Raw genomic sequence first — 24,525 nt, 5'->3', positions numbered from 1 at the left:
CATATGCGAACTTCTGCATATATTGACCGGCATCATGGGGCACTCACATTCGCACTCGCACGCTCCCACGGCCGGGGGCCGGCGCCGCCTCTGGCCGATGGTGCTGGCCGTCGCGCTCATCGGCGGCTACTTCGTCGTCGAACTGGTCACCGGCATCCTGGTGAACTCGCTGGCACTGATCGCCGACGCCGGCCACATGCTGACCGACGTCGTCGCACTCGTCATGGGCCTGATCGCACTGCTGCTCGGCCGTCACGGGCGGACCACCGACACCCGTAGCTTCGGCTGGCACCGCGCCGAGGTGTTCACCGCGGTCGCCAACGCCGTACTGCTGATGGGCGTCGCCGTCTTCGTGCTCTACGAGGCGGTCGAGCGGATCGGCAGCGATCCGCAGGTCCCGGGCCTCACCCTGATCGTCGTGGCCCTGGTGGGCCTGCTGGTGAACCTCGGGGTCATGCTGCTGCTGCGGGCCGACGCGAAGGAATCGATCGCGGTCCGCGGCGCATACCTGGAGGTGCTGGCCGACGCCGTCGGCAGCGTCGGCGTACTCGTGGCCGGCATCGTCGCGATGACGACCGGATGGGGTTACGCCGACATCGTCGTCGCGGTACTGATCGCGCTGTGGGTGGTTCCGCGGGCGGTGCGACTGGCACTCGACGCGCTGCGCATCCTGAACCAGCAGGCGCCGGCCCACGTCGACGTCGAGGCATTACGGGCCGATCTGGCCGACATCCCGGTGGTCGACGACGTGCACGACCTCCATGTCTGGACGCTCACGACCGGGATGGATGTGGCCACCGTGCATCTCGGCAGCAATCGGCCCAATGCCGAGGTGTTGCCCGCCGCGCAGGCCGTCCTGGCGCGCCACGGTCTCGAGCACGCGACGGTGCAGATCGATCCCGACGATCACCAGCGACGGTGCCGGGAGGAGATGACCTGGTGACCGCGCGCCGTCGAGCCGCGGACAGGCCCCACATCGCGGCCGGCTGACGCCCGAGCAGCGGTCGCAACTTTTCGTTCACGCTGATTCGTAGTCGCCGGATCGGGCGGCCGCGTCGTTACCGTGTGTCGGTCATGGCTACCTCCACACTCGCAGCTGCGCCGGTCGTCGAGACCGATGCCGAGCGTCGCAAGCGCCTCCGCACCGTCGTCGCGGCAAGTCTTCTCGGCACGACCGTCGAGTGGTACGACTTCTTCCTCTACGCGACCGCGGCGAGCCTCGTGTTCAACCAGCTGTTCTTCCCCGACCAGAGTTCGTTCGTCGGCACGCTGCTGTCCTTCGCCACGTTCGCGGTGGGCTTCGTGGTGCGTCCGATCGGCGGAATCGTGTTCGGGCACATCGGCGATCGCATCGGCCGCAAGCGCACACTCGCGATCACGATGGTGATGATGGGCGTCGCGACCGCCCTGATGGGCGTGCTGCCGACCGCGGCGTCGGTCGGTGTGCTCGCCCCGATCCTGCTGCTGCTCCTGCGGGTCGTGCAGGGGTTCGCGCTGGGCGGGGAGTGGGCGGGTGCGGTCCTGCTGTCGGTCGAGCACAGTCCGGACGGCAAACGCGGTCTGTTCGGGAGCATCCCCCAGATCGGTCTGGCGCTCGGACTCGCACTGGGTACCGGTGTGTTCGCCCTGCTGCAGGTGGTCCTCGACGAGCAGGCGTTCCTGACCTACGGCTGGCGCATCGCGTTCCTGGTGAGCATCGTCCTCGTGGTCATCGGCTTCGTCGTGCGCCTGAAGGTGGACGAGACGCCGGCGTTCGCCGAGGTCGCCGAACTCGCGAAGAAGTCCACGGCACCGCTGCGCGACGTCGTGGTCCCGCCGAACACGCGCAACACCGTCCTCGGTCTCCTCGCCCGGTGGGGTGAGGGCTCCGCCTTCAACACCTGGGGCGTCTTCGCGATCGCCTACGCCACCAGCGAACTCGACATGGAGAAGGTCCCGGTCCTGGTGGCCGTGACGATCGCCTCGCTGGTGATGGCGGCCCTGCTGCCGTTCTCCGGCCTGCTCACCGACCGCTATGGCGCCAAGACGATCTACCTCATCGGGATCACCGCCTACGGCGTGGCGGTCTATCCGGTGTTCGCCCTGTTCGGGACGGCGAACCTGCTGTGGTTCACCGTCGGGCTGGTGATCGTCTTCGGCGTGATCCATGCGCTCTTCTACGGCGCGCAGGGAACGTTGTTCGCGAGCCTGTACCCGACCCCGGTGCGCTACACGGGCCTGTCGGTGGTCTATCAGTTCTCCGGCATCTACGCCTCGGGACTGACGCCGCTGATCCTCACCGCACTGATCGGCGCGGCGAGCGGGTCGCCGTGGCTGGCCGCCGGATATCTCGTGCTCACCGCGATCATCAGCGTCGTGGCGACCGCGCTCATCCGGCGCGACGACCTCCACCTCACCACGGGCCCGGAGGCACGTCCGGTCGCCTGACCCGTCGGGAATCGGTAGCGACAATGCGCGTCATATCCGCACTGGCGCTACGGATTCCGGTCAGGGGCGGACGAGCAGCAGATCGGTGACGTGACGGTAGAACGTCGACCGCTTGAGGACGCGCGGGTTCACCACACCCTCACGTTCGACGACGACATTGGTGCCGCCGGTCTGGCAGGCACGTCCGGCGAACCACTTGCCCGGCAGCAACATCCGCTCGACCTGCGCGCGTAGCCCGGGCGCGGCGAGGGTCGGTTCGATGAGGATCGAGCGCACCTCGCCGTCGAAAAGTCGCTCGTTGTCGACATAGGTCTCACCGTGCAGTTTCGCGCCGTCGGCACCAAGATGACGGGCGCTGCCGACCACGACCGTCGCGGCGTCGTCGCGGATGAGCGGGACCGCGACCGCGGTGCCGTGCTCGGCCAGTTCACGCGCGGCCGGCCCGTGCGGCAACCCGTAGCGGCGCGTCGCCGGGGTGGCCTCGGCGGAGACGTACGCGACCTCGACGTCGAGTCGTTCGGTGACCATGAGTGCGGCGAGCACCTGGGACAGGAAGATGTCGTTCTCGTGGGGCACGGTGGGCGCGAACCGTTCGGCGACGCGCGGTTCGACGACCAGGCGGGAGACGTCGGGATCGGTCAGGGCATCGGCGACCGCGGCACGGACGGCCTTCTTGTCGTCGGCGCGGCTGGTCTGGCTGAGAAGGGCAAACGGCACGCGGATAGCGTATCGAGCGCGCGGACCCAGTAGTGTTGGTCGGGTTTGGTCCCAAGCGCGCCACACAAAGGAGTACCGGACATGGCCGCGATCGTGCTTATCGGAGCCCAGTGGGGTGACGAGGGCAAAGGCAAAGCGACCGACCTCCTCGGAGGCCGGATCAACTGGGTTGTCCGCTACCAGGGTGGCAACAACGCCGGGCACACCGTCGTACTGCCGAGCGGGGAATCCTTCGCGCTGCACCTCATCCCGTCCGGCATCCTGACGCCCGGCGTGCAGAACGTGATCGGCAACGGCGTGGTCGTCGACCCCGGCGTGCTCCTCACCGAGCTCGGTGGACTCGAGGACCGCGATGTCGACACCTCGGGCCTGCTGATCTCCGCCGACGCGCACCTGCTGATGCCGTACCACGTCGCGATCGACAAGGTCACCGAGCGCTTCCTGGGCAACAAGAAGATCGGCACCACGGGCCGCGGCATCGGCCCCTGCTATCAGGACAAGATCGCCCGCGTGGGGGTCCGCGTCGCCGACGTCCTCGACGAGAAGATCCTGGCCCAGAAGGTCGAGGCCGCGCTCGAACTCAAGAACCAGATCCTGGTCAAGATCTACAACCGCAAGGCCCTCGACCCGGCGCAGGTCGTCGACGAGGTCCTCGGCCAGGCCGAGGGGTTCAAACACCGCATCGCCGACACCCGGCTGCTGCTCAACCAGGCACTCGAAAAAGGCGAGACGGTGCTGCTCGAGGGTTCCCAGGGAACCCTGCTCGACGTCGACCACGGCACCTATCCGTATGTGACGTCGTCGAACCCGACGGCCGGCGGCGCGGCGGTGGGCGCCGGTATCGGCCCCAACAAGATCACCACCGTCCTGGGCATCCTGAAGGCCTACACCACACGGGTGGGCTCGGGACCGTTCCCGACCGAGCTCTTCGACGAGTGGGGCGCCTACCTGGCCAAGACCGGCGGCGAGGTGGGTGTGACCACCGGACGTGCCCGTCGCTGCGGCTGGTTCGACGCCGTGATCGCCCGCTACGCCACCCGCGTCAACGGGATCACCGACTACTTCCTCACCAAACTCGACGTCCTCTCCAGCCTCGACACCGTGCCGATCTGCGTGGCCTATGAGGTCGACGGCGAACGGGTCGAGGAGATGCCGATGACCCAGACCGGTTTCCACCACGCGAAGCCGATCTACGAGGAGATGCCGGGCTGGTGGGAGGACATCTCCCAGTGCAAGACCTTCGAGGAACTGCCGCAGAACGCGCAGAACTACATCCTGCGGCTCGAGGAGCTCTCGGGTGCGCACATCTCGTGCGTGGGCGTGGGTCCCGGTCGCGACCAGACCATCGTGCGGCGCGAGATCGTCTGAGGGCCGACGCTCCGGCGGTGGCTCCGCGAAGCTCGTCGCGGATCCGGGCACGGCTCGTGATTAGCTAGTGCCCATGCGTGCCAAGCGGGGGAGTCGCGACTACGGTTCCATCCTGCTCGGATCCGTCGGCGAGAGCAGCATCAAGCAGCGGGTCCGGATTCAGACCCTGCTGACCGCGTCGATCGTGGTGGCCAACATGTTCGGCGCGATCGTCGCGGTCGCGCTCACCGCGGTCGGCATCCCGCAGCCGACCGTCTTCACCGCCGAACTCTGGTGGGTCAACTTCATCGTGGTGCCCGTCTACATCACCGTGGCCTTCGTGGTCGGGATCGGGTGGGGTACCTACGTCGGCGTCCGCGACCTGCGCTGGGCCATCCGCGACGTCCCGCCGACGAAACGTGACGCCCGGCGGACGATGCGGCTGCCGTGGCGGCTGTCGCTGGTCCAGGGTTTCCTGTGGGGTGTCGCCACCGTCATGCTCACGATCATGTACGGGATCGTCGACCCGCAGCTGATCCCGAAGACGCTGTTCGTGGTGAGCCTCAGCGGCGTCGTGGTGGTGGCCATCTCGTATCTCTTCATCGACTTCACGCTGCGTCCCGTTGCGGCGGAACTGATCTCGGCCGGGCATCGTAGGCGTAAGCGCACCGGTGTGAAGGCGCGCTCGGTCGTCTCGTGGATGGTGGGTTCGGCGATCCCGATCATCGGCATCCTGCTGGTCCTGGCCTTCGGGCTCGCACGGGACGAGACCTCCAAGCTCGACTTGTTCGTCGGTGCCACGGTCCTCGGGATCACCGCCCTGTTCACCGGTCTGCTCCTGACGCTGCTGTCGAGCATGAGTGTGACCGGACCCATCCGCAGCGTGCGTGCCGGGATGAACCGGGTGAGCGACGGCGACCTCGAGAACGCCGATCTCGTCGTCTACGACGGCACCGAACTCGGCGACCTACAGGTCGGTTTCAACTCGATGGTCGCCGGACTCCGTGAGCGAGAACGGATACGGGACCTTTTCGGCCGCCACGTGGGCCATGAGGTCGCCGAGGCGGCGATGTCGTCGAATCCCGAACTCGGTGGCACCGAACGTCTGGCCGCCACGCTGTTCGTCGACGTCATCGGTTCGACGACGCTTGCCTCGCAACGACGACCGACCGAGGTGGTCGAGATCCTCAACAAGTTCTTCGCCGTCATCGTGCGGTCGGTCGAGGAACACGACGGCTTGGTGAACAAGTTCGAGGGCGACGCGGTGCTCGCCATCTTCGGCGCACCCATCGACCTCGACGACGCCGCCGGCAGCGCACTCGCCGCCGCCCGCGACATCGCCTCCGGTCTGGCCGAGGAGGTACCGGAGCTGTCGGCCGGGATCGGGGTCAGCCACGGGGCCGTGGTCGCCGGGAACGTCGGCGCCATCGAGAGATTCGAGTACACCGTCATCGGCGACCCGGTCAACGAGAGCGCCCGGCTGTCGGAACTGGCCAAGCGGGATCCGCGGCGCCCGCTGGCCTCCGGGCGCGCGGTCAAGGCCGCGCAGCCGAGTGAGGCGGCGCGCTGGGAGGAACAGGAGACCACCTCGCTGCGCGGCCGTACGGAAGAGACCGCCGTGTTCGCCGCGTTCGTCGACGAAGAATGACGTTCTCGCTCAGCCGATCGCGTCCTCGGAGCTGATCAGCAACCCGTCGGGGCCGACGATGCTCAGGCCCAGTCCGTCGAAGACGGAGTACTTGTATCCGTTGTTGTAGGCGACGTAGTAGTAACGGCCACTGCCGTTCTCCTGCAGGTGCACCTCGGCCACCGGGATGCACAGGGCGTTCCCGCTGGCGAGAGCGACACCCCGGTATTCGAGCGTGCCATCGGTGCGCCACTGGCAGATCGATGCCGCCGACTGCGCGGTGACGACGGAGGTGACGGTCCGTTGCCCGGCATCGCAGGACGGTGCGGACGGAGCGGCGGCAGCGGTGGAGGTGCCGACGGCGAGAGCGCCGGCGGCGAGGACGAGGGAGGCGCCGGCGGTGGCCAGGCGGGTCATGGTCGTGGTCATGGGAACCGAAGGTAGGGCAGGACTTCCGAACGCGGAATGGGCAGAACTCCCCGGGTTCGTTCGGGTGGGGGACCCTTCGAGACGCCCTCCGCAGGCTCCGGGCTCCTCAGGGGGCGATGGGGTCGCCCTCCGCAGGCTCCGGGCTCCTCAGGGGGCTACACGTCGCGGTCGCCCTGCCCCTCGGCGAAGTCGAGGCGGCGCAACGCGATCCGCAGTACTTCGTCGTCGATGCGGCCGGCGTCGCGTTCGGCGATGAACACCGCGCGCTGGATCTGCAGGATCTCCGTCCGCAGACGGGCCCCGGCCGACGTCGGACTCTCGCCGAGATCCTCGGGTCCGCGGCCCAGCTCCTCCCACGCGACGTTGCGCTGCGTCGTGATCCACTTGCGCAGCATCGCCACCTGGAGGCGGCGTGGATCGTCGTCGGTCAGCTCGGTGGCGTATTCGTCGAGCCGGCGTTCGGCTTCGCGGGACGCCCGGTCTTGTGCGGATGCATAGGCCAGCCGGTCCTGGGCTCGCTCGTCGCCGCTGACGCCCAGGAACCGGATGACCCAGGGCAGCGTCGTGCCCTGGATCAACAGCGTGCCCACCACGACGACGAAGGTCAGGAACAGGATCTCCGCGCGGGCGGGGAAGGGCTCGTTCGCCTCGGTGTACACGGGAATGGCGAACGCGGCGGCCAGCGAAACCACTCCGCGCATGCCGGCCCAGGACACGACGAAGACCGACGCCGGGGTGGGTGACGGTTCGCGGTCGCGGATCCGACGCGACAGCAGGCGGGGCAGATACGTCGCGGGGAAGACCCAGACGATCCGCACGAGGATCGTCGCCGCCAGGACCGCCGCGGCGTCGATGGCGATCTGCGTCCACGACTCGTTCTCGACGCCCTCGATGAGCATGGGCAGCTGCAGACCGATCAGCAGGAAGACGAACGACTCGAGGATGGTGTCGATCGACTTGCGCACCGCGTCGTCCTGCAGTCGCGTCGCGTAACCCAGCCGCACCGATCGGTGCCCGAGGTAGAGACCGGCGGTGACCACCGCGATGACACCCGAGCCGTGCAGTTCCTCCGCGGCGTAGTACGTGGCGAACGGGACGATGATGCCGATGGCGGTCTCCATCGGCGGGTCGGTGAGCCAGACGCGCACCCAGGACACCACCATCCCCACGACGAGTCCCACGATCAGGCCGCCGAGGGCCGCCACCGCGAACGTCAGGACCCCTTCGCCGACCGTCGCGGTGGCGCCGACCGCCGCGGCGAGTGCGATCCGGAAGGCGGTCAGCGCGGTTGCGTCGTTGAGCAGGCTCTCGCCGCCGAGCAGTGTCATCATCCGGCGCGGCAGACCCAGCCGGCGACCGATGGCCTGCGCCGAGACAGCGTCCGGCGGTGCGACGACGGCCCCGAGGACCAGCGCCGCGGCCAGCGGGAGATTGGGGACCACGAGATAGGCGACGTACCCCACCACCAGCGTCGTCACCAGCGGGAGTCCGACCGCCAGGAATCCGATCGCGCGCCAGTTGGCGCGGAACGCCTGGTACGAACTCTCCTGCGCGGCCGAGTACAGCAGCGGCGGCAGGATGAGGAACAGCACCAGTTCCGGCTCGAGGGCCACCGACGGCAGCTCGGGGATCCATCCGATCCCCAGGCCGACGGTGACCAGCACGAGTGGCGACGACAGTTCGTAGCGACGACACAGCGCGGCGACCGCCACGGCGATGACCGCGACCAGCAGTAGCGATGCGCCCATTCGAGCGACTCTAGTGGCGCCCTCCGCGGTGGATAATGTCGAGCATGCAAATCTTTCGCCGGAAGTCCTCCTCCCCGGTCGCGTCCGGTCCACCGGAGGCCGGTTCCGACAGTTCGACGGCTACCGCGCGCTGCGCTGAGCTGGAGGCGTTCGACGCCGCACCGGCCGGCGATCCGGCACCCGCGGCCGGCGACGCCCGCAGCTGCCAGGATTGCGTCGCGATCGGTGAGACCCACTGGGCCCACCTCCGGAAGTGCTTGACGTGCGGGCACATCGGGTGCTGCGATTCCAGTCCGCGCCGGCATGCGACGGGTCACTTCCACGACACCGGGCACCCGGTCATGCGTTCGGCCGAACCGGGCGAGGTGTGGCGATGGTGCTTCGTCCACGAGGTGACGGGATGACCGCGCGAGGTCGGCGGGTGTGTCGTATGCCGGGGGTGAGTGACATCAAGCCCGCTCCCGGCGCGACCGCGTCGGGATCTGTGCTGACGGCAAGTAGGATTTGAGGATGACGTCGAACAGCGAGAGCGCGACCAGCGCAGCCCAGCCGGCGCCGACGACCGGGCCCCCGGACGTCATCGGCACGCCGCTGAGTCCGACCGCGACCAAAGTGATGGTCCTCGGAGCCGGTGAACTGGGCAAAGAGGTCGTGATCGCGTTCCAGCGCCTCGGGGTCGAGGTCGTCGCCGTGGATCGGTACGCCGACGCACCCGGCCACCAGGTCGCCCATCACGCCGAGGTCATCGACATGACCGATGCCGATGCGCTGCACGCCGTCGTCGACAAGCATCGTCCCGCGTATGTGGTGCCGGAGATCGAGGCGATCGCCACCGAGGCCCTGGTCGACATCGCCGAACGCGGTATCGCCGAGGTCATCCCGACGGCGAGCGCGGTCGTCGCCACGATGAACCGCGAAGGGATCCGGCGCCTCGCCGACGAGGAGCTCGGCCTGCCGACGTCGCCGTATCTCTTCGCCGACACACTCGAGGAAGTCACCGTCGCAGCCCGCCAGATCGGGTTCCCGTGCGTGATCAAGCCGGTCATGTCCTCGTCGGGCAAGGGCCAGTCGGTCGTGCGCGGTCCCGAGGACCTGGCGTCGGCGTGGGAGACCGCGAACACCGGCGGTCGGGTGCGGGGCAGTCGGGTGATCGTCGAGGGCTTCGTCGAATTCGATTACGAGATCACCCTTCTCACCGTTCGGGCGATCGATCCGGCCACCGGCAGGCTGACGTCCCATTTCTGCGCGCCGATCGGTCACCGCCAGATCAACGGCGACTACGTGGAGAGCTGGCAGCCGCACGAGATGAGCCCCGACGCGCACGCGTCGGCGACATCGATCGCAGCGCGCATCGCCACTGCCCTCGGCGACGGAAAGCTGGCCGGGCGAGGCGTTTTCGGCGTCGAGCTGTTCGTCAAGGGAGATGACGTCTACTTCTCCGAGGTCAGTCCCCGGCCACACGACACCGGTCTCGTCACGATGGCGACCCAGCGTTTGTCGGAGTTCGAGATGCACGCTCGGGCCATCCTCGGCCTCCCGGTCGATGTCACGCTCGCGTCCCCGGGGGCGTCGGCGGTCATCTACGGGCAGCTCGACCAGCCCGCCATCGGGTTCGAGAACGTGGCCGCGGCGCTCGCCGTGCCGGAGACCGACATCCGCCTGTTCGGCAAGCCCGAGAGCTTCCACCGCCGGCGGATGGGCGTGATCACGGCGACCGCCGACGACGTCCCGGCCGCCCGTGAGCGCGCCGTCCGCGCCGCGTCACTGGTCACCCCGGTGCCCGGCCGCGCCGCCGTCCGCACGGTCTCCCCGCTCCCACCCGCCCCGGCCCCGGCGCCTCCGCGACGTCCCGGACCTCCGCCCGGACCGGCCGGTCCGCCGCGTGGACCCGCGGGTCCACCGCCCGGCGTGCCGAAGCCGGTGGGCGCGCCGCCGGGCCCGCCTCCCGGTCGTCCGGGTCCGCCGCCCGCACCCCGGCCTTCGGTCCCGCGACCGGTGGGCGGTCCGCGCCCGATGCCCCCGGCCCCGAAGCCCCCGCTCCCGAAGTCCCCGTCCCCGATACCCCCATCAGGGACCCCTCCGCGACCGACCGGTCCGCCGCGACGGCCGGCGCCCACCACACACGCCCCGAACACCCAGGCTCCGAACACCCAGGCTCCGAACACCCAGGGCCCGGACGATCAGGCCGACGCGATGACCTCGATGGTCAAGACCGGTGGCCGGTCCTCCTCCGATGCGCGCCCCGGCGCGTCGGGTTCCGGCGAGTGACCGGGCGACACTAGGTGCCGCTCTGGGGTGAGCTGCTCGTCGCAGCCGTGATCGGGGTCGGTCTCGTGGGCATCGTCGTGCCGATCCTGCCCGGGACCCTGCTCATCGTGGGCGCCCTGTTCGTCTGGGCGCTGGTCGTCGGCGGCGGGGCCTGGTCGGTGTTCGCACTGGCGCTCCTGGTCATCGCCGCCGGCGAGGTGATCAAATACCTGGTCGCCGGGCGTTCCCTGCGGTCGGACGCGATCCCCAACCGGACCATCGTGGTCGGCGGACTCGTCGGCATCGTCGGGTTCTTCGTCGTCCCGGTCGTCGGGCTGCTGCTCGGGTTCATCGTCGGCGCCCTCGTGTCGGAGCTGATCCGCACGCGGAGCATCGAACGTGCGTGGCGAGGCGCGTGGGCGGCGCTGAAGGCCGCCGCGAAGACCATCGGCATCGAATTGCTGTTCGCTCTGATCGCCACTGGCATCTGGACCGGCGGCGCGTTCGCGTGGTAGTCGCCGGAGCGTCGCGCCACCTGCGATGACCTGGCATTATCGAGTCTTGTGACCGCGGTCACCGATGAATGTGTACAGTCGTGCACCGAAGGGTATATACCCGCCGGTAACTCCAGCCAAGGGGATTCCAGGGGAGGAGTCTGCGTGAACCTATTGAAGTGGAGCAAGCGGCCGGCCGCGGGTGTCGAGGCCCGCAAGCCGGAGGTCAACATCCTCCGGGGGCTGGTGGCCCGGGCCACCACGCCGCTGCTGCCGGACGACTATCTACACCTGATCAACCCGCTGTGGAGCGCACGCGAACTGCGCGGCAAGGTGCTCGACGTCACCAAGGAGACCGACGACACCGCGACCGTCACGATCCGGACGGGCTGGGGTTTTCCCGACTCGTACAAACCGGGGCAGTACGTCGGCATCGGTCTGCAGATCGAGGGCAAGTGGCACTGGCGGTCGTACTCGCTGACGTCCATCGGAGCCGGCGAGAACAAGACCATCGCGATCACGGTGAAGGCCAACCCCGACGGGTTCCTGTCGTCGCATCTGGTCGACGGCGTCAGCCCCGGGACGATCATCCGGCTGCAGTCACCGAAGGGCGACTTCCACCTGCCCGAACCGGTTCCGGGCAAGATCTTGTTCGTCACCGCCGGCAGCGGGATAACGCCCGTGATGGCGATGCTGCGACAGCTGAGTGCGCACGGCCAGACCCCAGACATCGTGCACATCCACTCCGCGCCCACCCGCGACGACGTGATCTTCCTCGACGAGATGGAGCAGCTCGCCGACGAGGCCGACGACTACGACCTCAACCTCCAGCTGACCAAGGAGATGGGCAAGTTCGACGTCTCGCGGATGGACGAGTGGGCGCCGGACTGGCGTGAACGAGAATGCTGGGCCTGCGGGCCGGTGGCGCTGCTCGACGCGATGGAGGCCCATTACGAGGACGGCGGTCTGCGCGAGCGGCTGCACGTCGAACGTTTCGCCATCGCGCGTACCGACCACGGTGGCGAAGGTGGCACCGTGAAGTTCGCGATCTCGGACAAGGAATCCGAGATCGACGGCGCCACAACGCTTCTGGAAGCAGGTGAAAACCTGGGAATCCAGATGGCGTTCGGATGCCGGATGGGCATCTGTCAGACCTGCGTCGTGCCGCTCGCCGGAGGTTACGTACGTGACCTGCGCACCGGCGAGGAGCGTCGCGAAGGAGAACGAATCCAGACATGCATCAGCGCCGTGTCTGGTGAATGCACCCTCGATCTGTAGGAGGCTTCATGGCCATCACCGACATCGATCAGTACGCACATCTCACCGACAGCGACGTCGAGACCCTCGGCGCCGAACTCGACGCCATCCGGCGTGACATCGAGGAGTCTCGCGGCGAGGCCGACGCCAAGTACATCCGGCGGGCGATCACCGTTCAGCGAAGTCTCGCGGCCGGCGGCCGCCTCGCCCTGATGTTCAGCAACAAGAAGGTCGCCTGGGCGGCCGGTACCGCGATGCTCTCGCTGGCCAAGATCATCGAGAACATGGAACTGGGCCACAACGTGATGCACGGACAGTGGGACTGGATGAACGATCCGGAGGTCCACTCGGCGTCGTGGGAGTGGGACACCACCTGTCCGAGCGTGCAGTGGAAGCACTCGCACAACTTCGTCCATCACAAGTACACGAACGTCGTCGGGATGGACGACGACGTGGGCTACGGAATCCTCCGCGTCACCCGGGACCAGCCCTGGGAGTGGTGGAACGTCGGTAACCCGATCTACAACCTGACGCTGGGCACGTTCTTCGAATACGGTGTCGCGCTGCATCATCTGGAGACGGAGAAGCTGCGCAGCAAGGAGAAGACCTACCGCCAGGCGGCCAAGGATCTGCGGGTGATCGGTACCAAGGTCGGCAAGCAGGCCGCCAAGGACTACCTGATCTACCCCGTCCTGGCCGGTCCGAACTGGAAGACGACCCTGACGGCGAACTTCACGTCGAACATCATCCGCAACTACTGGGCGTACATGGTGATCTTCTGTGGTCACTTCCCCGACGGTGCCGAGAAGTTCACGGTCGAGGAGTTCGAGAACGAGGACCAGCCGCGCTGGTACCTGCGGCAGATGCTGGGATCGGCCAACTTCAAGGCGGGTCCCCTGATGCGGTTCATGAGCGGCAACCTCAGCCATCAGATCGAGCACCACCTGTTCCCCGACCTGCCCAGCAGCCGGTACGAGGAGATCGGGGTGCGCGTCCGCGAGCTCTGCGACAAGTACGACCTGCCGTACACGACGGGGACCCTCTTGGGTCAGTATGCGCAGTCGTTCCGGACGATCGCCAAACTGGCACTGCCGAATTCACTGTTGAAGGCGACATCCGACGATGCGCCGGAGACGGCGTCGGAGCTGCGGTTCGCGATCCGCGAGGGGATGACCGACCACTTCGGCGTCGACCCGGAGACCGGCAAGCGCCGCGGGTTGCGGACCGCGTTGCGCGAACTGAAGAACTCGCCGGTGCGGTCAGCGCATGTGGGGCGGGCCGCGTCCGGTAGTCCGGGACGGAACCAGAACTGACACAACAGATGTCGCGCATCGTTGCGTTGCCCGCAACGATGCGCGACATCTGCGAAACCACGTCCGGGCGCGGGGCGTCCGTGCCAGAATGGCGCTCGTGCGCATCGGGATGACGATGCCCGTGATGGAGCCCGATCTCGACGCGGAGACGCTCCACTCGTGGGCCACCACCATCGACGACGGTCCGTTCAGTTCGCTGTGCTGGGGTGAACGCATCGCGTTCGACAATCCGGAATGCCTGACCTTCCTCGGGGCCCTGGCGGCGTGGACGCGCCGGGTGCCGCTGGTGATGACGGTCGTCGTGCCGCAGCTGCACGACCCGGTGATGCTCGCCAAGTCGCTGGCGACCGGCGACATGCTGTCGGCCGGACGCCTCACCGTGGCGCTCGGAGTCGGTGGGCGACACGAGGACTACCGGGCGGTCGGCGCCGACCCGTCGACGCAGACGATGCGTCAACTGGCCGACCGGGCCGCGACGATGAAACGGGTGTGGGCTGGGGACAAGCTCACCGAGTCGGTCCTGCCGGTCGGTCCGCCGCCGCACCGGAAGGGCGGGCCGCAGTTGCATGTCGGCACCACCGGACCGAAGACCATCCGCAGCGCGGTCGACTGGGCCGACGGGATCGCCGGGGTCACCCTCGATCTCGACACCCGCAAGCAGAACGAACTCTTCGACGTCGCCCGGTCGGCGTGGGCAGACGCCGGCCGCGCGGCGCCGCACCTCGCGACCTCCTTCTGGTTCGCGATCGGTGACGGTGACGGACCCCGTGCCCAGGTGACCCGGCACCTGCACCACTACATGAACTGGATCCCGACGGAGTTCGTCGACGCGATCGCACCCACCACGGGCTGGGCGGGCACCGAGGCAGAGCTCACCGAGGTCCTCCGGCGCTTCGCCGACATCGGCACCGACGAGGTGCAACTCATCCCGACGAGTTCGGACCCCGAGCAGCTGAGACGCGCCGCAGACGTGGTCGCGGCATTCGCCTGACGAAACGGCGCCGCCGGCTCTAGGGTGTGGCCGTGGCCTCCCTGCGCCGGATGCTCGGCATCGGCAAACTCCCCGACGACCTGCGCGGCGAGGTCGTCGCCGAGCACGCCCATCACATCGTCGAATTCGTGCCCGTGACACTGCGATTCAGCGGCCGGGTCCCGGGCCGGAAGGCGCAGGGCAACGTCCGTCCCTTCACCGGTGCCCTGGCGCTGACCCAGCGCCGCGTGCTGGCGACCATGTCGACCGTGCCCGGCCGGGCGGGTCGATCCGTCGACTGCGAGTGGACGGCCGTGCCGGGTTCGATGGTCCGCGCGCGTCTCCACACCGACGGTCTCGTCATCGAGATCCCCGCGCTCGATCGTGTCGACCCCGACTTCTCCGGCACACTCAGCCTGACCTACACGACCGAGCTGCCGTCCTCGGTGCTGCAACTGACACCGGCCCGCGAGGTCTGGTTCGACGTACCCGCGCGTTATGTCACCTCACTGATCGGGGGACGCCGGGGTTGACCCGGCCGGTCCGGGAGGAGTCGTGAACTGCTCGCGCAGGGCACGTTTGAGGATCTTCCCGGTCGCTCCGAGTGGGAGCGTGTCCACGACGTGGACGGCCTTGGGCACCTTGTACCCGGCCAGCCGCGCCCGGGCGAAGGCGCGCAGGTCAGCGGCAGTGGCCTCGTGTCCCGGTGCGGCCACGACGAACGCCGTCACCACCTCACCCCAGGTGTCATGCGGCAGCCCGACGACCGCGACCTGTGCGACACCCGGGTGGTCGCCGAGAACCGCTTCGACCTCGGTGGGGTAGACGTTCTCGCCGCCGGTGATGATCATGTCCTTGAGCCGGTCGGTGACGTACACGTAGCCGTCGGCGTCGACCCGGCCGATGTCGCCGGTGTGCAACCAGCCGTCGGGATCGATGGTCGCCGCGGTCTCGGCGTCGCGTCGGTGGTAGCCGCGGGTCGCCTGCGGTGTCCGCACACAGATCTCGCCCTGCTCGCCGCGCGGCGCTTCCTTCTGCGATGCGGTCCGGATGCTCAGTTCCACCCAGGGGTACGGCCGGCCGACGGAGCGGAGCAGGTGCGCGCGATCGGGGTCGGTGCTGTGATCCTCGGCGTCGAGTTGAGTTACTGCGCCGTGGGTTTCGGTGAGTCCGTACACCTGGAACATCGGGGTGCCGAAGGTGCGCAGAGTCCGTCGCAGCAGCGCAGGGGTGATCGGTGCGGACCCGTAGGCGATCGAACGCAATGCTCCGACATCGGCCCGCTCGGCGCCCGGTACGTCCACGAGCATGCCGATGACCGTCGGGACCAGGAAGACGTTGGTGACGCGTTCGCCGACCAGGGTGTCCAGGAGTGACTCCGGGGTGAAGTCGGAGATCACGATGTTGTGTGCGCCGTTGGCGAGTCCCACCAGCGCCCAGCCCAGCCCGCCGATGTGGAAGAGGGGCATCGGGCACAGGCTGACCGACGATTCGTCGAAGCCCCACGGCCAACCGGCCTGGGTGCAGGCGCCCAGGTTGGTGTTGGAGGTGAGTACTCCTTTGGGGCGGCCGGTGGTGCCCGAGGTGTAGAGCTGGAGGACGACGTCGTCGGCGTCGCCGACATGACCCGGATCGCTCGAGGACGCCGTCGCCACCAACTGTTCGTACGACCGCGCTTGTCGTGGGTCGCCGTACACGATCGGTTCGATGAGAGTGGTTGCATTCAACCGTATCTCGGCGACCGAGTCGAGAAAGTCGCGGTGGCAGACGATCAGACGTGCTCGTGCGTCGGCGACGACTTCGCCGAGCTCGCGGACCGAGAGTCGCCAGTTCATTGGCACGGTGACCGCGCCGATCTTCGCGGCGGCGAGCACCGTCTCGATGATCTCCGTCGAACTCCTGCCCAACACGGCGATACGGTCGCCGGCTCGGATGCCGCGGTCGCGCAACACGTTCGCGAGGCGGCTGGTGCGGTCGTCGAGCTGCCGGTAGGTGAGGTGGACCCCGGCCCCGGACAACGCCGGGGCGTTCCCCTGCAGACGGGCCCGGAGCCGGGTCTGCTCGGCGAGACGGTATCCGCCGGCCCGGGTCGCGGTGCGCGTCTCGGCGTCGTCCCGTTGTGTCGGAGCCGTCATTGCGCGGCCGAGATCTCGGCGAGGTGGCGCATCACATCGGGGTACCGGCGCAGATGCGCGCCGCCGTTGATGTTGATCGTCTCCCCGGTGACCCACCGTGAGTCGTCGGAGGCGAGATAGAGCACCGCGTCGGCGATCTCGTCCGGTCGGCCGTTGCGCTCCAGCGGAGTGTTCGCAGTGAAGTCGGCCTGGATGACCGGAATGGAGGTGAGGGTCTGCACCAGCGGGGTGTCCACGAGCCCCGGCGAGATCGAGTTCACCCGGATACCGCGCGGGGCCAGCTCGAGTGCGGCGACCTCGGCGAGCATCACCATGCCCGCCTTGGCAGCGCAGTAGCCCGCGAAGCCGGCTGCCGGTTGGCGGGCATTGAGAGAGGCGATGCCGATGAGTGATCCGCCGTCGTTCAGCGTTCGTCCCGCGTGCTTGGTCACCAGGAACGAGCCGGTGAGGCACAGCTCGATGGTTGTGTGCCACTGCTGTGCGTCGAGGTCGACGATGAAGCCGGGGATGTTCAGCCCCGCACAGTTCACCACGGTGTCCACGCCGCCGAGGTCGTCGGAGACACCGGCGAGGAGTGCGGCGATCGATGCCTCGTCGGTCACGTCGACCCAGTGAGCCCGCGCACCGCCCCCGATTTCTCGCGCAACCGATTCGGCGGCTTCGCGATTCACGTCGGCCACGGCCACCGTGGCACCGTGAGCGGCCAGGGTACGGGCCGCGGCTTCGCCGATGCCCGAGCCGCCGCCGATGACGACGGCGATCTTGCCTGCGACTCGTTGGTCTGCCATGGTCTTTCCCTCTCGATGGGTGTGGTCGGTGGTCACCGGGGCAGGTTCTCGTAATAGGGGACGACGATCTCGTCGGTGCTCGTCACGTCGCCGAGCATCATGGTCGTGATCGGATGGACGATGCCGGGTTCGATCTCGGCGTTGATGCAGGCGGGACCACCGGCGCCGAGTGCCTTGTCGACGGCCGGGGCGAGATCGTCGATGTGCTTGACGCGCATGCCGATACCGCCGAAGGCCTCGGCGATCTTCTCGTAGTCGCTGTCGGCCAGCTCGGACACGACCACGCCTCGGGGCCCGAAGACGGCCTCTTGGCCGTGGATCGACATGCCCCAGACGGCGTTGTTGAAGACGACCGTGGTCACCGGCAGGTGATGACGGGCCATGGTGTCGAACTCCTGCGGGTGGAAGCCGGCCGCGCCGTCCCCGGTGATCAGCACGACGGGTGCGCCTGGTCGGGCGCGGGCCGCTCCGATCGCGAATCCCGGCCCGACACCCAGGCACCCGAGGTAGCCCAGCCGCAGGACGCTTCCCGGACGGCCGACGGCGACGAAGAACTCCGCCCAGGACGGTGCCTCGGCGCCGTCGAGCACGAAGATGGTGTCCGGCGGGCATGCTTCGACGATGGCCTTGGCGGCGAAGTAGGGGTGCATCTTTCCGGTGTCGGTGGCCGCGTCGGGGAAACCGGCGGCGTGAGCGCCCTTGGCGGCCTTGACCGTAGCCGCCCACTCCGACCAGTCCGGCCAGGTTCGTCCGGCGGCTTCGGCCGCGAGTTGTTCGAGCGCGGCGCGGCAGTCGGCGACGATGGGAACCTCGACGTCGTAGATCCGGCCGATCTCGGCGGCGTCGATGTCGATCTGGATGATCTTGGCGCCGGGGAACATGCCGGCGCGGCCGCCGGTGAACATCCCTGCCCGCGTGCCCGCCATGAGGACGACGTCGGGTGTCGGTGCTCCGAGAGCCGGGATGGTGCCCATCGACAGGAGTCCGCCACCGGCGAGCGGATGGTCGGCCGGGATGGCGCCGTCGGCCTTGCCCGGGTAGAAGACGGGTACGCCGACGGTCTCGGCGAAGGTCACGAGCGCTTCTTCGGCACGCGAGAAGGTGACGCCGCCGCCGATCACGATCGCGGGATTCGATGCGGTGTGGAGCAGGTCGAGCGCGAGGGTGACGGCGTCGGGATCCGCCCCGGACCGGGTCGGTACCCGATAGTTGGTGGGGAAGCGCACCTGGTCGTCGTCGGCCTCGCCGAACATGACGTCGATGGGCAGCTCGAGCAGGACCGGACCGGGCACGCCGCTGGTGGCCTTGCGGATCGCGAGCGCCACGATCTCGGGGACCCGGGCGGCGTCGGTGATCCGGTATGCCCACTTCGTGACCGGATCGGCCGCGGCGATCTGATCGAAACCGCCCTGCAGCGGATTGGTTTCGGTCTCACGCAGCGGCGGGGCGCCCACGACGAACAGCGTCGGTGAGCGGTCCAGATAGGCGTTGGCCAGGGCGGTGTAGACGTTGGTGAACCCGGGTCCGGAGGTGACCACGCAGACGCCGAAGCCGCCAGTGACGCGTGCGTACGCATCGGCGGCATGGCCTGCGCTGGCCTCGTGCCGGGTGTCGGTGAGCCTGATCCCCTCACCCGCACAGGCGATCAGGAACGCGTCGAGGTGTCCGCCGTGGAGGGTGAACACCTCGGTGGTGCCGGCCTGGGCGAGCGCGCGGGCAAGTAGTTGACCGCCGTTGACAGTTGCCATTGTGGGGACCTTTCGAGAGCTGTCCAACGTGTGCGGCCGAGAGTAACTGGCATCACAGTGCGACACCAGGGTCGCATTATGCAAACACTCTGGTCGATGGCACGATTGTGAGCATGGCTCGCTCCTCCCCACAGACCGAACGCATCGTCATGCTGATGCAGTTGCTGACCGATCAGCCGACGACGGCACGGAGTCTGGCCGACATCGCGCGCCACCTCGGGGTCTCCAAGCCCACCTGCTATCCGATGGTCATCGCGCTGACCGAAGCCGGGTGGCTGCTCCGCGATCCCGTCAGCAAGGGCTATCGGTTGGGCCCCGCGGTGGTCCCGATCGGGGATGCGGCGTCGCGGGCGATGGCTCCTGTCGAGGTCGCCCGTCCGCTGATGCGCGATCTGGCCGACGACAGTGACATGGCCGCAATCGCTTTCGTCCCCACCGGGGCCGACCTGGCGATAGGGGAAATCGTGCAACCCGTGACCGGTCGTCGCGGCACGCTGGGCCTGCGCCTGGGTGACACCCTGGAGATCGCGCCGCCGCTGGGCGCCGGGCTGGCCGCGTGGTACTCACCCGACCGGTTGGACGAGTGGCTGCTCCTCGGCGCGGACCACGTCGGAGTCGACCATGCCGAACTGCGCGAGCTGTATCGGCCGATGCTCGAGGTGATCAGGGCACGCGGATATGCGGTGGAATGCGCCGATCAGCGAGAGCAGTCGCTGTCGGCGACGGTTGCCGGACTACGCGGGATGGGTGTCGCAGGTCAGCGCGCGGTCACCGCGTTACGGGAGGCGCAGCGTCGCTTGCCCACCGACGTCGTGGTCGGTGAGATCGATGCGGACACAGAGTATCGGCCCATCTCCGTCAATGCCGTCGCCTTCGCGCCCGGCGGAGTGCCTGCCGTCATCCTCGCGATCGTCGACGCGCGGACGTCGCTGAGCGGGCGCGAGGTCATCGGGCTCGGCGAGAAGGTCAGGGCCGCAGCAGATGCGGTGACCGAAGGGCTCGGCGGGACTCCGCCTGTCCAGCCGTAGGCCGGCGGCCCGACGGTCACCCGGCCGGCTGCTCCTCGACGGCCCGACCGGGACGCAGCATCACGAGGGCGAGGATCGCGGCACCCGCGGTGAGGACGCCGGAGAAGGTCAGGCACAGCTGCATGCCGTCGAGGAAGGCGTCGCCGACGGCGCCCATCACGGCGGGGGTGTCGGCGCCGAGGTTCAGGCCGCTCGCGGCGGCAAGGCCGTCGGTGTCGACCGCGCCGACCACGCGGTCGCGCACGGGCTCGTCGATGCCGGCGTCGACGAGCTTCTGCGGCAACGAGTTCACCGCCCCGGCGGTCAGCAGGGCGCCGAGCACGGCCGGACCGAGCGCGCCGCCGACCTGACGGAAGGCGTTGTTGCCGGCCGCGGCCATACCCGACAGGTGATAGGGCACCGCCGACACCGCGGTCGCGGTCATCGGCGCCATCACCAGCCCCATTCCGAGTCCGAGCACGACCAGACGCCACGAGATGGCCGCGAACGAGGTGTCGGCATCGATGGTCAACAGTGCGAACTGCGCAACGGCGACCATGAGCAGGCCGCCGCCGATCAGGAACCGCGCGTGGATTCGATGCATCATCCTGCCGGCGAGGGCGCCGACCAGCATCGAGGCGCCGTTCATGAGGGCCAGCCGCCAACCCGCCTCGATGGTGCCCAGCTGCTGCACCAGGCCGAAGTACATGCTCAGCACGAAGATGAACCCGATCAGCGCCAGGAAGGTGATCATCGCCACCAGCGTGGTGGCGGTGAAGGCGCGACTGCGGAAGAGGTCGAGGTCGAGCATCGGACTCGCCGAACGCTTTTCGGTGATGACGAAGGCGACCGCGGCGACGACGGCGATCAGCAGTGCGAGAACGACCCGGGTGTCGCCGAAACCGTAGACACCGGCCTCGATGACGCCGAACACGAGCGCGGTGACCGAGATCGCGGCCGAGATCTGACCGGGCCAGTCGAGGCGGCGGGCTCGGGGCGCGCGGGATTCCGGCAGCGTCGCCACCGCCACCGCGAACGCGATCAGCGCCACCGGGATCGGCAGCAGGTAGATCCAGCGCCAGCCCGCGGACTCGGCGACCGGGCCCGCCACCAACGGCCCGACCGTCAGCGAGAGCATCAGCGCCGACGCCCAGATGCCGATGAACTTGCCGCGTTCGCGGACGTCGGGGACCGCGTGGCTGATCAGCGCCAGGGTGGTCGGCAACAGTGCGGCCGCGCCGGTGCCGGCGAGCGCCTGCCCGATCCACACCATGCTGATCGACTGCGCGGACAACGCCACCAGTGCGCCCAGTGCGGTGAGGCACAGACCGACCAGATACACCTTGCGTCGCCCGTGCACGTCACCGAAGACCCCCGCAGTGAGGATGAAAGCGGCCATCGGCAGCACGAAAGCGTCTTGGACCCAGGACAATTGAGCAGTCGTCGCGCCGAACGCGGTGCCGATCGCCGGTAGGGTCACGGCGACGCTGGTGATGGGCAGGTAGGCGACGAAGACGCCGAGGCAGGCCATCACGATGGTGGCCGTCCGGCGTTCCGGAGGTGCGGACACGTCGGTGATGACGGGAGAGGTGGTCGCGGTCACGCGCTCGCTTTCGCTGTCGGGGAAGGGAGGTCGCCGGTCGGCGCAGGAATCAATTGTCTGCACCACGTCCGCGAAACCGCGGACGGATTCGCTGAGGCGGATCGAATATCGCACCACGCCCTCACCGGCGGTAAGATTCCTCCACCATGGATGACATCGACGGCACGATCCTCCGCGCACTCCAGGTGTCACCCCGGGCGACGTTCCGACAACTGGGCGAGGTGGCGGGGGTCTCGGAACAGACGGCGGCGCGCCGCTACCAGGCGCTACGGCGAGCCGGGGTGATGAAGGTCGTCGGGATCATCAAGCCCTCCGTGCGCGGGCAGTCGGAGTGGGTGGCGCGAGTGCGATGCCGTCCGGACCGGATGGAACCGCTTGCGTCCTCGCTCGCCCGCCGCCGCGATGTCGCCTTCGCCTACGTCGCGTCCGGTGGTGCGGAGATCATCTGCCTCATCCGGGCGCCGCTCGGCGCATCGGGCGAGGACGCGATCGCGAAGACGTTCCCGGCCCGCGCCTCGGTGACCGACGTCAGCATCGATCTCATCCTGCACGCCTTCGACCCCGGGCACCCGGCGTCGAGATGGACCGGATTCGGCGGACACCTCGACGGCCGGGACCGAGATCTACTCGCCTCCGCCGCGGCCGGTGCGGGCGACGACACGCCGGAGGACGCGGAGCAGGACGACTCGGCGTCGGATGCCCCGGCCGGCGGTGGGCGCCTCACGGCCGACGACGCGACCCTCATCGAGGCGCTGGTCCAGGACGGTCGGCGACCGCACCGCGAGCTGGCGCGTATCTGCGGATGGACGGTCGGACGGGTCCGTCGCCGGCTCCGCGCACTCGAACGCGCCGGGGCGCTGTTCTACGACGTCGAGATCCTGCCCGATCGCCTCGGCTTCGACCTGAGCGCCACCCTGTGGCTGACGGTGACGCCGTCGGCTCTCGATCAGGTGGGAACCGAGCTGGCGGCTCACGACGAGGTGGCGTTCGCGGCCGCGATCAGCGGCGAGCGAAACCTCATGGTGTCGGTGATCTGCCGGGACACCGCGCATTTCTACGACTACCTGCGTACCCGGGTCGCCGCCATCGACGGTCTCACCGGGTACTCGGTCAGCATCCGGATGCGCCGGCTGAAGCAGAATGCCTCGCTTGTGGTGCAGGGGCGGCTGATTCAGCCGGTGTGAGGCCTCGCGAGGGTCCGGCGGTCGACCGTCGGCAGTCGGCTCTCGGGAGCGGGCCCGTCGGGGTAGCGTCCACGTGTGACCTCGCCACATCGAGCCGACCGGGGACTGGTGCGACTGTGTGTGCTGGCCGTCGTCGCCGGGCTCGCGACCGGGCTGCTGGGCGGCGCGTTCCGCTGGTGCCTCGGACACCTGGATCGCTGGCGCGTCGAGATGCTCGACTGGTCGGCGGGATTCGGTGTGCCCGGGTGGCTCGTCCCCATCGCGGTGACCGCGGCCGGCGCTGCGGTCGGCGCGCTCGCCGTCCGCCTGGTGCCGACCGCGGCGGGCAGCGGAATCCAACACGTGGAGGCGGTCGAGCGCGGCGAGGCGGTCCCGGCCCCGCTGCGGCTCATCCCGGCCAAATTCGTCGGTGCGCTCGCCGCGATCGGTTCGGGGCTCGTGCTCGGTCGCGAAGGGCCGACCGTGCACATGGGAGCCGTCGTCGGCTCGGAGACCGGCCGGCGCGGAGGGCTCGACGACGTCGACGTCCGGGTGATGCAGACGTCGCTGAGCGGCGCGGGGCTGGCGGTGGCGTTCACCGCCCCGATCGGCGGCGCCCTGTTCGCGCTCGAGGAAGTGGGACGTTCGTTCCGGCTGCGCCTCGTGCTGCCGACGGTCTTCGCCGTGGTTGCCGCGGTCGCCGTCGGACGGGTCATCCTCGGCGACCGCCCGGAATTCGACGTACCGTCCCTCGACGTGCCGTCGGTGACGACGCTGCCCGTCTTCGTCGTGTTCGGGCTCGTGTCCGGACTCGTCGGGATCGCCTACAGCCGAACGGTTCTCGGCACGCTGGGCTGGGTCGGCCGGTTCTCGCGGGTGCCCCCGATCGCTCGCGCAGCCCTCATCGGTGCGGCGATCGGGGCGTTGCTGGCCATCGATGCACGCACCGCGGGCGGCGGCGACGGGCTCACCCAGGCGGTCGTCGACGGCGGTGTCGTGCTCCCGGCGCTCGTCGCGCTCTTCCTCGTCCGTTTCGTCGCCGGCCCGCTGTCCTACGCCGCGGGGACGCCGGGTGGTCTGTTCGCGCCGCTGCTCGCACTGGGCGCGCTGTGGGGTGCGACCTTCGCCGAGGTCGCCGACGTCGTTGTCCAGCAATCGGACCCCGGTGGATCGGGATTTCGGGGCGCGATGATCCTGGCGGGGATGGCGGCGCTGTTCGGCGCGGTCGTCCGGGCGCCGCTCACCGGGATGGTCGTGGTGATGGAGATGACCGCGACGACCACGGTCGCCCTCCCCATGCTGGCCGCGACGGCCGCCGCGGTCCTCGTCGCACATCTGTCCGGGTCGCCGCCGGTCTACGACTCGCTCCGCGAGCGGATGCTCGCGAATTCGGTTCGGCGGGAGGACGAACCGGGTCCGGACCCCGCTCCCTGAGGGGTGAGCTCGCGAGCGTCACGATGCTCAGGGAGCAGGAAGCAGGTCGTTCTCTCGGATAAGGGGGCGGG

The 24,525-nt window shown here is 68.9% G+C and carries 21 protein-coding genes; 14 read left to right on the top strand and 7 right to left on the bottom strand.

Annotated elements, in window-relative coordinates:
* Positions 1-34: 34 nt before the first annotated feature.
* Both AC3B5T_RS02445 and AC3B5T_RS02440 read left to right on the top strand, forming a co-directional pair.
* Entirely contained in the window at positions 35-943 is a 909-nt protein-coding gene (locus AC3B5T_RS02445) for a cation diffusion facilitator family transporter (RefSeq protein WP_010840753.1), read from the top strand.
* A 131-nt stretch (positions 944-1,074) separates the two neighbouring features.
* Entirely contained in the window at positions 1,075-2,427 is a 1,353-nt protein-coding gene (locus AC3B5T_RS02440) for an MFS transporter (RefSeq protein ID WP_014928049.1), read from the top strand.
* A gap of 60 nt (positions 2,428-2,487) precedes the next feature.
* On the opposite strand, the gene AC3B5T_RS02435 is transcribed toward AC3B5T_RS02440, so the two are convergent.
* Positions 2,488-3,144 (bottom strand): hypothetical protein, encoded by a 657-nt coding sequence (locus AC3B5T_RS02435; RefSeq protein ID WP_010840751.1) that lies wholly within the window; start codon positions 3,142-3,144, stop codon positions 2,488-2,490.
* An 81-nt stretch (positions 3,145-3,225) separates the two neighbouring features.
* On the opposite strand from AC3B5T_RS02435, the gene AC3B5T_RS02430 reads away from it, so the two are divergent.
* Together AC3B5T_RS02430 and AC3B5T_RS02425 are read left to right on the top strand one after the other, a co-directional pair.
* Complete coding sequence (locus AC3B5T_RS02430) at positions 3,226-4,512, top strand: adenylosuccinate synthase (protein ID WP_488358215.1); 1,287 nt, start codon at positions 3,226-3,228, stop codon at positions 4,510-4,512.
* Positions 4,513-4,585: 73 nt separating this feature from the next.
* A complete protein-coding gene (locus tag AC3B5T_RS02425) occupies positions 4,586-6,139 on the top strand; it encodes an adenylate/guanylate cyclase domain-containing protein (RefSeq protein WP_488358213.1) in 1,554 nt (517 codons plus the stop codon).
* A gap of 9 nt (positions 6,140-6,148) precedes the next feature.
* On the opposite strand, the gene AC3B5T_RS02420 is transcribed toward AC3B5T_RS02425, so the two are convergent.
* Positions 6,149-6,547 carry a hypothetical protein gene (locus tag AC3B5T_RS02420; RefSeq protein WP_488358211.1) on the bottom strand — a complete coding sequence of 133 codons (399 nt, stop codon included), beginning with the start codon at positions 6,545-6,547 and terminating at the stop codon, positions 6,149-6,151.
* A 155-nt stretch (positions 6,548-6,702) separates the two neighbouring features.
* Complete coding sequence (locus tag AC3B5T_RS02415; protein ID WP_010840747.1) at positions 6,703-8,295, bottom strand: Na+/H+ antiporter; 1,593 nt, start codon at positions 8,293-8,295, stop codon at positions 6,703-6,705.
* 44 nt (positions 8,296-8,339) lie between these two features.
* Here AC3B5T_RS02415 and AC3B5T_RS02410 point away from each other — a divergent pair, with 44 nt between their 5' ends.
* The 7 genes from AC3B5T_RS02410 (at position 8,340) to AC3B5T_RS02380 (ending at position 15,109) form a co-directional block, all read left to right on the top strand.
* The gene (locus AC3B5T_RS02410; RefSeq protein ID WP_014928045.1) at positions 8,340-8,699 is read left to right on the top strand and encodes a UBP-type zinc finger domain-containing protein; all 360 of its coding nucleotides are present in this window, start codon (positions 8,340-8,342) and stop codon (positions 8,697-8,699) included.
* A 106-nt stretch (positions 8,700-8,805) separates the two neighbouring features.
* The gene (gene purT / locus AC3B5T_RS02405) at positions 8,806-10,563 is read left to right on the top strand and encodes a formate-dependent phosphoribosylglycinamide formyltransferase (RefSeq protein WP_488358209.1); all 1,758 of its coding nucleotides are present in this window, start codon (positions 8,806-8,808) and stop codon (positions 10,561-10,563) included.
* Between the two features lie 14 nt (positions 10,564-10,577).
* Entirely contained in the window at positions 10,578-11,057 is a 480-nt protein-coding gene (locus AC3B5T_RS02400) for a DUF456 domain-containing protein (protein WP_488358207.1), read from the top strand.
* Between the two features lie 144 nt (positions 11,058-11,201).
* Positions 11,202-12,314 carry a ferredoxin reductase gene (locus AC3B5T_RS02395; RefSeq protein ID WP_488358205.1) on the top strand — a complete coding sequence of 371 codons (1,113 nt, stop codon included), beginning with the start codon at positions 11,202-11,204 and terminating at the stop codon, positions 12,312-12,314.
* 8 nt (positions 12,315-12,322) lie between these two features.
* A complete protein-coding gene (locus AC3B5T_RS02390) occupies positions 12,323-13,606 on the top strand; it encodes a fatty acid desaturase family protein (protein ID WP_488358204.1) in 1,284 nt (427 codons plus the stop codon).
* 88 nt (positions 13,607-13,694) lie between these two features.
* Positions 13,695-14,597: an LLM class flavin-dependent oxidoreductase gene (locus AC3B5T_RS02385; protein WP_231742211.1), complete on the top strand. Its 903-nt coding sequence runs from the start codon at positions 13,695-13,697 to the stop codon at positions 14,595-14,597.
* A gap of 32 nt (positions 14,598-14,629) precedes the next feature.
* The gene (locus AC3B5T_RS02380; RefSeq protein WP_488358203.1) at positions 14,630-15,109 is read left to right on the top strand and encodes a hypothetical protein; all 480 of its coding nucleotides are present in this window, start codon (positions 14,630-14,632) and stop codon (positions 15,107-15,109) included.
* Here the strand turns inward: AC3B5T_RS02380 and AC3B5T_RS02375 are convergent.
* Genes AC3B5T_RS02375 through AC3B5T_RS02365 form a run of 3 tightly spaced genes read right to left on the bottom strand, consistent with a single transcriptional unit; the run spans position 15,083 to position 19,247 of the window.
* Positions 15,083-16,711, bottom strand: a complete 1,629-nt coding sequence (locus tag AC3B5T_RS02375; protein ID WP_488358201.1) for a long-chain-fatty-acid--CoA ligase — start codon at positions 16,709-16,711, stop codon at positions 15,083-15,085. The genes AC3B5T_RS02380 and AC3B5T_RS02375 overlap by 27 nt on opposite strands.
* A complete protein-coding gene (locus tag AC3B5T_RS02370; RefSeq protein ID WP_488358200.1) occupies positions 16,708-17,499 on the bottom strand; it encodes an SDR family NAD(P)-dependent oxidoreductase in 792 nt (263 codons plus the stop codon). The genes AC3B5T_RS02375 and AC3B5T_RS02370 overlap by 4 nt, the downstream gene beginning before the upstream one ends.
* 32 nt (positions 17,500-17,531) lie before the next feature.
* Positions 17,532-19,247, bottom strand: a complete 1,716-nt coding sequence (locus AC3B5T_RS02365) for a thiamine pyrophosphate-binding protein (RefSeq protein WP_488358199.1) — start codon at positions 19,245-19,247, stop codon at positions 17,532-17,534.
* Positions 19,248-19,360: 113 nt separating this feature from the next.
* Here AC3B5T_RS02365 and AC3B5T_RS02360 point away from each other — a divergent pair, with 113 nt between their 5' ends.
* Positions 19,361-20,275, top strand: coding sequence for a helix-turn-helix domain-containing protein (locus tag AC3B5T_RS02360; protein ID WP_055474423.1), 915 nt, complete (start codon positions 19,361-19,363; stop codon positions 20,273-20,275).
* A 16-nt stretch (positions 20,276-20,291) separates the two neighbouring features.
* Here the strand turns inward: AC3B5T_RS02360 and AC3B5T_RS02355 are convergent, their stop codons facing one another.
* Entirely contained in the window at positions 20,292-21,857 is a 1,566-nt protein-coding gene (locus AC3B5T_RS02355) for an MFS transporter (protein ID WP_055474543.1), read from the bottom strand.
* Positions 21,858-22,003: 146 nt separating this feature from the next.
* Here AC3B5T_RS02355 and AC3B5T_RS02350 point away from each other — a divergent pair, with 146 nt between their 5' ends.
* Both AC3B5T_RS02350 and AC3B5T_RS02345 read left to right on the top strand, forming a co-directional pair.
* Positions 22,004-23,041: an Lrp/AsnC family transcriptional regulator gene (locus AC3B5T_RS02350; protein WP_010840734.1), complete on the top strand. Its 1,038-nt coding sequence runs from the start codon at positions 22,004-22,006 to the stop codon at positions 23,039-23,041.
* Between the two features lie 75 nt (positions 23,042-23,116).
* A complete protein-coding gene (locus tag AC3B5T_RS02345) occupies positions 23,117-24,454 on the top strand; it encodes a ClC family H(+)/Cl(-) exchange transporter (protein ID WP_055474422.1) in 1,338 nt (445 codons plus the stop codon).
* Positions 24,455-24,525: the final 71 nt, after the last annotated feature.

This window comes from Gordonia sp. G4, from assembly GCF_057770005.1.
The sequence above is the reverse complement of the archived record's forward strand: the minus strand, read 5'-3'. Positions and strand labels throughout refer to the sequence as shown.

What these genes read in the sequence shown, in the direction of transcription:
- AC3B5T_RS02445 (WP_010840753.1), top strand. Translation starts at nt 35, where the DNA reads ATGGGGCACTCACATTCGCACTCGCACGCTCCCACGGCCGGGGGCCGG.
- AC3B5T_RS02440 (WP_014928049.1), top strand. Translation starts at nt 1,075, where the DNA reads ATGGCTACCTCCACACTCGCAGCTGCGCCGGTCGTCGAGACCGATGCC.
- AC3B5T_RS02430 (WP_488358215.1), top strand. Translation starts at nt 3,226, where the DNA reads ATGGCCGCGATCGTGCTTATCGGAGCCCAGTGGGGTGACGAGGGCAAA.
- AC3B5T_RS02425 (WP_488358213.1), top strand. Translation starts at nt 4,586, where the DNA reads ATGCGTGCCAAGCGGGGGAGTCGCGACTACGGTTCCATCCTGCTCGGA.
- AC3B5T_RS02420 (WP_488358211.1), bottom strand. Translation starts at nt 6,547, where the DNA reads ATGACCACGACCATGACCCGCCTGGCCACCGCCGGCGCCTCCCTCGTC.
- AC3B5T_RS02415 (WP_010840747.1), bottom strand. Translation starts at nt 8,295, where the DNA reads ATGGGCGCATCGCTACTGCTGGTCGCGGTCATCGCCGTGGCGGTCGCC.
- AC3B5T_RS02410 (WP_014928045.1), top strand. Translation starts at nt 8,340, where the DNA reads ATGCAAATCTTTCGCCGGAAGTCCTCCTCCCCGGTCGCGTCCGGTCCA.
- purT (WP_488358209.1), top strand. Translation starts at nt 8,806, where the DNA reads ATGACGTCGAACAGCGAGAGCGCGACCAGCGCAGCCCAGCCGGCGCCG.
- AC3B5T_RS02390 (WP_488358204.1), top strand. Translation starts at nt 12,323, where the DNA reads ATGGCCATCACCGACATCGATCAGTACGCACATCTCACCGACAGCGAC.
- AC3B5T_RS02385 (WP_231742211.1), top strand. Translation starts at nt 13,695, where the DNA reads ATGGCGCTCGTGCGCATCGGGATGACGATGCCCGTGATGGAGCCCGAT.
- AC3B5T_RS02375 (WP_488358201.1), bottom strand. Translation starts at nt 16,711, where the DNA reads ATGACGGCTCCGACACAACGGGACGACGCCGAGACGCGCACCGCGACC.
- AC3B5T_RS02370 (WP_488358200.1), bottom strand. Translation starts at nt 17,499, where the DNA reads ATGGCAGACCAACGAGTCGCAGGCAAGATCGCCGTCGTCATCGGCGGC.
- AC3B5T_RS02365 (WP_488358199.1), bottom strand. Translation starts at nt 19,247, where the DNA reads ATGGCAACTGTCAACGGCGGTCAACTACTTGCCCGCGCGCTCGCCCAG.
- AC3B5T_RS02360 (WP_055474423.1), top strand. Translation starts at nt 19,361, where the DNA reads ATGGCTCGCTCCTCCCCACAGACCGAACGCATCGTCATGCTGATGCAG.
- AC3B5T_RS02350 (WP_010840734.1), top strand. Translation starts at nt 22,004, where the DNA reads ATGGATGACATCGACGGCACGATCCTCCGCGCACTCCAGGTGTCACCC.